Origin of the sequence: Microcystis sp. LSC13-02, from assembly GCA_002282935.1 — a bacterium.
GTDB lineage: Bacteria > Cyanobacteriota > Cyanobacteriia > Cyanobacteriales > Microcystaceae > Microcystis.
Window position 1 is genome coordinate 2788 of the sequence record MTBT01000070.1, and the last position, 9088, is coordinate 11875.

The following is a 9088-nucleotide window of genomic DNA, read 5'->3' on the forward strand; positions in this document are numbered from 1 at the left end:
AAGGTCGCCGGAGGACATTCGGAGACTAAAAATGGACGGGTCGGAAAGCGTAAGACTTCTGTTAAAGAAGCAGCATCCCGGGTCGCGTCAATCCATCAAAAGTACGAGCAATTAAGCTTGTTGTAGTAGGAATCACCGTCCGTTTACGGCCGCGAGGATGTCAACTAACAGCAAAGGTCGCATAAAACCGCCATAATTCTCGTCATCTGTACCGATAAAGACTTCTATTTTACCTCTAGGAGATTCTCTGGTTGTCACCGCTTCCACTTTGGAGCCGTCGATTTCTGCAATTTTTTGGGGATTAGGGGCAATAATTAGGCTATTATCAGCTTTAACTTGACCAATACGGTAAACAGCACTCCTAAACACTCCCGCACTATCTGGATCGTAAGCGGAAGCTATGTAGATATTACCTTGCTTATCTACGGCTAAATCGGAGATGGGGCGAATATTTTTACCACTACCAAAAGGACTCCGAAAAGTTACCGACTGAAATTCCCCGAATTTTAAGGGATTGAACGAGATATCCGTCCAGCGAATCTTTGTACTCTCTTGACTATCGGCCCGTTCTGCGTAGATAAATAGATAACGATCGCCCTGTTTGCTAACAGCGATCGCTTCTACATTTTCCACCGCAATCGGCCAATTTATTTGCTCAACTATCTTGACTTTTTGCTGGTTATATGCTAGTAAAAATAGTCTTTGAAAAGGTTTTTTCTCGCCACTTTCAGCCAACAAAAATAAATTAGTTTCTGGGATAGAAGTAATACTTTCGAGATCGTTACTCAATCCCTCTGGTTTTGGCCAATCTACCCTTAAAACCTGCCATAATAGCGGTTTTTCCTGGGTAGGTAGCTGTAAAAGACTCAGCCTTGGTTGAGATGGATCACTATTTTTGCCCTTATTTTTGGCATCGTGAACCCCTAGAAAAACATCTCCTTCCACCCAAGCTAAACCACTGAGATCTGGGAGATAAGTCTCCAGTCGTCTCGATGCTTGGGCAAAAGAGACTTGAGTGGCCGAAAAAAAGAAAACTAGGACTAAAATCGCTGAAAAAACAGTTTTTAATCGGCTATTCTTGCTAAAAAATGCGATCTTCTCTAACACCTATTCCCTAACCCCCAATATCACTGATTAACTCCTCCACCACGCGATTTAAACCGACGGAATGGGAAGCTTTGCATAAAATGCGATCACCGAAATCGATCACTTCCTTTAAACGATTAATTAAATCTGCGTGAGTTTGAAAACATTCGCAATCGACCCCAGTAGCCGCCTCAGCAATAAACTTAGCTTCCGGGTCATCTACCAAGACAAACAAGCGATCTATGCCTAGTTTTTGCACCCTCTCACCGACTTGGCGATGTAATTGCTCCGAAAAAGACCCTAACTCCTTCATCGTGCCTAAAACAGCAATATGACGCTGACCGGGGGTAGCTTTCAGTAAATCCAAGGCCGCTAACATTGATTCTAGACCGGCGTTATAGGTTTCATCGAGGAGTAGGATATCTGGCTCTAATTGGTAACGTTTGGCCCGACCACTGGGTAAATTAACTTTAATTCCCTGTTGCAAAGAAGTCCAATCGATGCCTAAAATTTTCGCTACGGCCAAGGCCGCCATAAAATTTAAAGCATGATGACGACCGGATAAAGGTAAGTTAAAATCTAGTCCATTTACTCGTAAAGTAGTTAAATCCAGTAATTCCCCGACTATATCGCCGCCAGAGAAGCCATAGGTAATTGTTTCCCCCTGCCATACCCGTTTAGCTGTTTCGGTAAGTAAAGGGTGATCGTAGTTAAGAACCGCTATACTACTAGAAGGGGACTCGGTCAATAACTCGCATTTGGCCTCTGCGATCGCCGCTTCCGACCCCAAACGACCGATGTGAGCGGTTCCCACATTAGTAATCACGGCGATCGTCGGTCGGGCGATTTGAGCGAGCAGGGCAATTTCTCCCCTTCCCCGCATTCCCATCTCGATTACGGCACTATCGTGAGTTTCATCCAGTTCGAGGAGAGTTTTCGGCACTCCGATCTCATTGTTATAATTAGCCAGGGTTTTATGTACCTTTCCCTGGGTTGCTAATACCGAGGCGATTAATTCTTTAGTGGTGGTTTTCCCCACCGATCCTGTAATAGCAATCACGGGTATAGTAAATTGATTCCGCCACCAATGGGCTAATTGCTGATAGGTTTCTAGGGTATTCTGGACCAGGAATACAGGAATATTTTTAGAGTAATTTAACGAAACTGGCTGATCGACAATCAATGCCGCCGCTCCTTTTTCGATAGCCATATCGATAAAATCATGACCATTAAAATTATCACCTTTTAATGCCAAAAATGCTTGTCCTGACTCAATACTACGGCTATCAGTATTAATGCCAGATACTAAACTATCGGGACTAAAACTTATGTCACCATTATCTTGTAAGGACAATAATTGAGCTAGTTGATTGAGGGATAAATGACAGGCCATAGACAATAAAAATACTTAGGAGTAAATTCCGAATTATCTAGAAGATGGATTTAGGTTGAAATGTGACTTAGATCACATCCAAGTGGGGTTTCTTTTCGCTAACTTAATTAGCAGGGTATGCTGCCTAAATTTTTAGTAATCTGGGCATAGTCCGCAAGCTTGGCTGGGTAAGCCAAGGGGAATTTTCCCAAACTTGCCAAGCTAAAATGGAGCGACTCGATCAGTACAATGACCCAAAATAGGGGCATCCTAAGAAGGGAGCATCTACTATCTAATCACAATTGACCCCTTTATGGACATAGCCCTAAAATCCATCCGCTTACTGATTTAGGAGGGCTGAATCAAATAACCATGGCGAGTCTAAACAGTGAACAAAGACAAACAAGAGAGGAAGAACAGCTACTGTACGATTATTGGCTCGACCGCGCCAGGACCGATTCCCCCGAGCAATTAATCGAGGATTTTTCTCGTCTGTTTATCGAAGGTGGGGGCTATCGAGAAGCTCCTATTTATTTAGCCCTAGAGCGTCTTATCAAGGCTAAGGATGCCGAAATTCGTTTTTATCATTTCTTTAACCGCTGCTGTCATATTTTAGTGAATCGATGGCAAACGCAGCCTACCCATCAGCCAGCAATTCCGGAATTGGTATCGCTATTGGAAAATTTGCCCTCCCCACGTCCAGGAGATTACAGCAGCCCCAGTAATTTGGGACATCTGGTCAAAAAATTTACCCTCTCGGATGACTACGTTAGGCTGCAGCGTCTGGCGAGAATTATTAGCGGCAAATACAGCGAAAAAACCGCCGCTTCCCTGGGAACCCTGATTAGTCGTTATCCCTATCTCTATGATTACTATTTACTCGGTGATGAAAGTCCCCGAGAACAGCGACAAACCGTTAGACGTATTAAAGTGAAAACCGAGAGGCGTTTCGAGGTAAATCTCTCTCGTTATGTCACCTATCAGGTACGTTTGGCGCAGGTTGCTCATAGCCCAAAAATCAGGGAAGAAGCGGGGAGAATCATTCAACCGGTAGAAAATCCCACCCTGCTCAATGATAAGTATCTAAATCGCGCCCTCAAGTATTATCTGGGGACGGTAGCAGGAAATTATACTCATAAGGCTCTTTCGCAAAATTTTCTGGCGAATACAGTTTATACCCCTACCTATAAAGATTTTAAAAATGACCTCTACGATTATCTGATTACCTCCTTAGACTACGACAAGGGGCAATTTAACAAAAAACTCGACGATATCCTGCAAAATACTCTACCCCACTGCGATCAACAAAAACCGAGTGAATTTCTCATGCTGCGTACTTCTAGCCAACTGTTAAATTATCTGGTGGTGGAAAGCGGGCAAAAACCCGATCATTACATTTTTATGGATATGATCACCAATATGGGGGTAACTCCGACTGTGGGGTTATTGCTCAAGTTGATTTTGATCTGTCCCAAGGCAAAACCCCACTTAGATAAACGTTTTTCGATTCTATTTAACCACTACGAGAGTTATTCTTGCGATCAAGTGCCTTGGTTGGTTAAATCCCTAGAAAATCTGCAAATAGCTTTTAGTATTCATTTCGGCCAAGCTGATTTGTCCTGTCTTCGTCAAATCCAGTGATCAGCTGTTCGCTATCTAAATTACTTGTTAAGACTGTCTATGAGAGGAGAAGGGGGGAAGTGGGGAAGTGGGAAGTGGGGAAGTGGGGAAGTGGGGAGACCACTTCGTGCGCGTTGCGGGGGGAGAATAAATAGAAATAATCTGCTGCCTCCGTTCGGCTGATCTCACGGCGGAAGCCTGCCTCCTGAATCCGTCAAATCGATTAAAAAGTTAAGTAATCTCAACTTCTAGCCAATGGTGACCCGGAGCTAGGGGATAATTAAACCATCGTCATTTAGGCTGCGTTTATCCGTGAAAATTATCGTTATCGGCAGTGGTGGTCGAGAACACGCCTTGGCTTGGAAACTGCTGCAATCGCCCGAAGTAGAACAAGTGTTCTGTATTCCAGGTAATGGGGGAACGGCAATTTTACCTCAATGTGAAAATATCCCCATAGCAATGGAGGATTTTGCCGAAATTAGCCGCTTTGCCCGAGAAAATTGCGTCGATCTGGTGGTTGTCGGGCCAGAATATCCCCTCTCCCTCGGCATTACCGATCATCTTCTGGGCCAGGAAATTGCCGTTTTTGGCCCCACACAAACCGGGGCCTTAATTGAATCGAGCAAATCCTGGGCAAAAGAATTAATGAGCGAAGCAGGAGTTATCACCGCAGCCTCGGAAACCTTTACCGATGCAGAATTAGCAAAAACTTATATCCGAGAGCAAGGAGGGCCAATTGTGGTGAAAGCTGACGGATTAGCCGCAGGAAAAGGGGTAATTGTCGCCGAAACCGTAGATACGGGCCTAGAAGCGATCGATGATCTTTTTACCAGTGGCTTTACTAAAGTCGTGGTGGAAGAATTCCTAGAGGGGGAAGAAGTGTCGATCCTCACCCTCACCGATGGGATCAGCTTTCGTTCCCTGCTACCCGCCCAAGATCACAAGCGCATCGGTGAAGGCGATACCGGCAAAAATACCGGCGGTATGGGAGTTTATGCCCCCGCACCCATAGCCACCGCCGCTATTATAGAAGCGGTGGATCGGGACATCCTCGCCCCTATCGTCGCCACCCTGCAAAAACGCGGCATTGACTATCGGGGAGTCCTCTACGCCGGTTTAATGATTTCCCCCGCCGGAGAGCCAAAAGTTCTCGAATTTAACTGTCGTTTTGGCGATCCCGAAACCCAAGCGGTTTTACCCCTACTGGAAACTCCCCTCGCACCCCTACTGCTGGCTTGCGCTCAACAAAAATTAACTGATTTCCCCTCTTTACAATGGCGATCCGGTAGTGCCGTTTGTGTGGTGGCTGCGTCTGCCGGTTATCCTGACCACTACGAAAAAGGCCGGTTGATCACTGGAATTAAGGCCGCTGAAACCGCAGGGGCGATCGTTTTCCACGCCGGCACGGTTTTAAAACACGGCGATATCTTCACCGATGGCGGCCGCGTCTTGGGTGTCACGGCTATGGGAGCTAATTTTAATCAGGCGATCGAACTTGCCTATCAATCGGTGAAAAGGATACACTTTGAGGGCATCTATTATCGTCGTGATATCGGCCACCGGGTAAGGGAAAAATAAGGGTCAGTATTTAGGCAGGGGTAAGGGGGAATAGTTAGGGGTTTTGAGGATTAATTTATTAGCCAATTTCCCTTTTTTTCCGAATCTCTCACCGCTAATCCTCACCTGATGCCAAACCTCTTTCTAGGGCAATCCCTGACAAAAGCGCATCTGATTTGTCAAAAAACCAGTAACTATTGATAAAATCATGAAACTGAATCGCCCAACCAAATTGCCATCCCTATGCGAATTTTGCTCTATTCTTATAACTATTACCCCGAACCGATCGGCATCGCTCCCCTGATGACAGAATTAGCGGAAGGATTGGTTAAAAGAGGTCATCAAGTCAGGGTTTTAACCGCTTTTCCTTGGTATCCTAATAGTGAAATCGATCCCGAATACCGAGGAAAAATCTATCTAGAAGAAGAACGAAATGGTGTTAAAATTCAACGTTCCTACGTCTGGGCGCGTCCCCAAAGAAGTTTAAAAAATCGAATTTTCTTTGAATTGAGCTTTGTTTTTTTGAGTTTCTTTCAGGCTCTTAAAGGTGAAAAACCCGATCTAATTTTCTTAACTGTCCCCGGATTACCCGTTTGCGTTCCCGCCGCTTTATTGAGTAAATTATATGGCGTGCCAATTATTCTAAACTTACAGGACATTTTGCCCGATGCGGCAGTTCATGTGGGATTATTAACTAATGAGAAAATGATTAAGGTTTTTAGTAGTCTCGAAAAATTTGCCTACCGAACTGCCAGCAAAATCTCAGTTATTGCCGATGGTTTTACCAAAAATCTCCTAACTAAAAATGTGCCGAGTCAGAAAATTATTGAAATTCCTAATTGGGTGGATGTAAGCTTTATTAAACCTCTGCCGAAAAACAATAATTATTTTCGCCAAGAAAATCATCTTGAGGGCAAATTTGTGATTTTATATTCTGGCAATATTGCCCTAACTCAACCCCTAGAAACCCTGATCGATGCTGCAGTTTACTTAGTTGACATCCCGGAGATTAAAGTGGTAATTGTTGGTAAAAAAGAAGCACTCGATCGCCTAGAAAAGTATCGCCAACAACAGGGGGCCAGTAATGTGCTTTTATTACCCTTTCAAACCCGGGAAAAATTACCAGAAATGTTAGCCGCCGCCGATGTGGGTATGGTGATGCAAAAACATAACGTTATTTCCTTTAATATGCCGTCCAAAATTCAGGTATTATTAGCTAGTGGCCGTGCTATCATTGCTTCTGTTCCCGCCGATGGAACCGCCGCTAGGGCGATCGAGCGTAGTGGTGGTGGTTTGGTGGTTACTCCTGAAGATCCAGAGGCATTAGCTACGGCTATTTTAAAGCTATATAAAAACCCAGATTTAGCAACTATACTAGGAGAAAAGGGACGACAATACGCGGAGAAAAATTATGCCTTTGAAAAGACTTTGGATCAATACGAAAAGCTTTTTTCTCAAGTAGTTAGTTAATAATTAGGGTATAGGGATTAGGGATAGGGAAATGGGGAAATAGGGAAATGGGGGGATAGGGTAATTTCAACTAAAACCCTAAAACCCTAAAACCCTAAAACCCTAAAACCCCAACACCTATTACCCAACCCCCATCACCCCATCACCTAACCCCTAACTCCCACTTAACTATTTTCATGTTCGATAATTTCTCAAAAAAACTCCCCTGGCAAAGTCTCAAACAAGCGATCGCTTTTGTCTTAACAATTATTGCCTTAACCCCAGTAGTCACAGCTTTAATTTCTAGTGTTAATCAGCCCCAAATCCAATCGAATATTCAACTATATCAAACCAATCTCAATCTACAAGCCACCACTCTAAGCAGCGATGCTGACCCTAATAGCGAGGAATTTGCTAATCTTAAATTAATTCAAACTTCCCTGATCGGTGAAGATCCTTATACCACTGCCGAGGAACAGTATTTATCAGCCCAGAAAAGTGCCAAAAAAACAATCACCGAACTAGAAAAATCAGCAGTTAATCCCGAACAAAAAAAATCTCTTGAGCGCGAAATCAATTCCTTAAAAGATTTAGAGCTAAAATTAAGTCTCATTCAAGCTAGTCAAGGTGACTTGGATTCAGCACGGCAAATCTGGCAAGACATCAAGGAAAAATCAGAATTTGAGAACTATAAACCTGCTGTTTTACAAAATGCGCTGCTGTTAGAGGGATTGTACGGTGAACCCCCCCAAATTGCTGCCGATGCTGAAGCGAGAATCGAGCGCAATTTTCAAGGATGGTTTCGTTATACCATTCTGGAAAAATTATATAGTCTCGAAAATCGTCAAGAGGATTTACTCGCTTTAGAGGAAGAACAGAGTGAAGTGGCGGCTAATGGGTTAATTAAACTAATTTTACTGGCTTTCTTGCCTCTTATCGGCGGTTTAATCGGTGTTGTGCTGTTGATCTTTTTATTAGTGCAGTGGCTTCTCCGCCAACAGCGATCGCTGCTCTTTTTAGATGATAGTCTCGCTTGGCAAACTAAGTGGGGAGGAAAAACCCTCTGGTGGGGAATAATTATCGGTTTCTTTTTCGTCGGACAAATTGTTTTACCGGTAATTTTCGGGATTTTATCGAGTTTCTTGAGTCTCAATCCCGAACAATTTAACCTAGAAGCTAAAGCAATATACGTTGTAGTTAGTTATTTAGCCTTAACAGTGAGCAGTTTATCGGTTTTATACCTAGCGATCAAGCCTTTTCGCCCTTTACCTCCCGATTGGTTTCGTTTTAACCTCTTTAGTAATTGGTTTCTCTGGGGATTAGCCGGCTATTTTGTCGCTTTACCCCTGGTTATTATCGTTTCTTTGCTTAATCAACTAATTTGGCAAGGACAAGGGGGCAGTAACCCGCTGCTGACTTTAGCTCTAGAATCCCAGAATACCTTCGCTTTACTCTGTTTTGCCTTTACTGCTTCCCTTGCCGCTCCTTTTTTCGAGGAAATTGTCTTTCGCGGCTTTTTACTAGCTTCTTTGACTCGTTATCTGCCGGTCTGGGCTGCGATCGCTCTTAGTAGTTTGATTTTCGCCCTTGCTCACCAAAATTTGTCAGAAGTGCTGCCTTTAACCGTACTAGGTTGTGTTCTTGGCTTTGTTTACACCCGCTCGAAAAATTTATTATCCTCGATGTTGGTTCATAGTCTCTGGAATGGTGGCACCCTGTTAAGTTTATTTTTATTGGGCAGCAGTGCGGGTTAGGTGAAGTCTCTGGTTTTAGGGAACGCCAGAACAGTAGCTGGTAGTCTAGAGTTGACATCCTCGCCGCCGTAAAACGGACGGCGATTCCTCACCACGCCACCTTTTTAGAATGGTCGCTGAATGGGGTTGACGCTTCACAGGAAGGATACTGCTACCTTAGCAGCAATTCTCATTTTGAAAACAAAAGAAGATAAAGTTCTCTATGTGAACAAGAGAACTTCTGTCTAATTATCATTTTTTTTCAAGATAA

General features: G+C 43.8%; 6 protein-coding genes. 4 read left to right on the forward strand and 2 right to left on the reverse strand.

All coding sequences use genetic code 11. The features are described 5' to 3' along the window. Window positions 1-132: 132 nt before the first annotated feature. Window positions 133-1107, reverse strand: a complete 975-nt coding sequence (locus BGL89_RS04275; RefSeq protein WP_286824607.1) for a hypothetical protein — start codon at window positions 1105-1107, stop codon at window positions 133-135. A 7-nt stretch (window positions 1108-1114) separates the two neighbouring features. Beyond that, on the reverse strand, window positions 1115-2479 hold the full coding sequence (locus BGL89_RS04280; RefSeq protein WP_286824609.1) for a UDP-N-acetylmuramoyl-tripeptide--D-alanyl-D-alanine ligase: 1365 nt from the start codon (window positions 2477-2479) through the stop codon (window positions 1115-1117). 351 nt (window positions 2480-2830) lie between these two features. Here BGL89_RS04280 and BGL89_RS04285 point away from each other — a divergent pair, with 351 nt between their 5' ends. The 4 genes from BGL89_RS04285 to BGL89_RS04300 all read left to right on the forward strand — a co-directional run bounded on the left by BGL89_RS04285 (window position 2831) and on the right by BGL89_RS04300 (window position 8838). Then, on the forward strand, window positions 2831-4099 hold the full coding sequence (locus BGL89_RS04285; RefSeq protein WP_286824610.1) for a Sll1247 family protein: 1269 nt from the start codon (window positions 2831-2833) through the stop codon (window positions 4097-4099). Window positions 4100-4390: 291 nt separating this feature from the next. Then, window positions 4391-5656 (forward strand): phosphoribosylamine--glycine ligase, encoded by a 1266-nt coding sequence (gene purD, locus BGL89_RS04290; RefSeq protein ID WP_286824611.1) that lies wholly within the window; start codon window positions 4391-4393, stop codon window positions 5654-5656. A gap of 222 nt (window positions 5657-5878) precedes the next feature. Next, window positions 5879-7105 carry a glycosyltransferase family 4 protein gene (locus BGL89_RS04295; RefSeq protein ID WP_286824613.1) on the forward strand — a complete coding sequence of 409 codons (1227 nt, stop codon included), beginning with the start codon at window positions 5879-5881 and terminating at the stop codon, window positions 7103-7105. A 176-nt stretch (window positions 7106-7281) separates the two neighbouring features. Continuing rightward, window positions 7282-8838 (forward strand): CPBP family intramembrane glutamic endopeptidase, encoded by a 1557-nt coding sequence (locus BGL89_RS04300; protein ID WP_286824614.1) that lies wholly within the window; start codon window positions 7282-7284, stop codon window positions 8836-8838. Window positions 8839-9088 lie beyond the last annotated feature (250 nt).

Excerpts from the sequence above, each read along its gene's own strand:
- BGL89_RS04280 (WP_286824609.1), bottom strand. The coding sequence starts at position 2,479 with ATGGCCTGTCATTTATCCCTCAATCAACTAGCTCAATTATTGTCCTTA.
- BGL89_RS04285 (WP_286824610.1), top strand. The coding sequence starts at position 2,831 with ATGGCGAGTCTAAACAGTGAACAAAGACAAACAAGAGAGGAAGAACAG.
- BGL89_RS04295 (WP_286824613.1), top strand. The coding sequence starts at position 5,879 with ATGCGAATTTTGCTCTATTCTTATAACTATTACCCCGAACCGATCGGC.
- BGL89_RS04300 (WP_286824614.1), top strand. The coding sequence starts at position 7,282 with ATGTTCGATAATTTCTCAAAAAAACTCCCCTGGCAAAGTCTCAAACAA.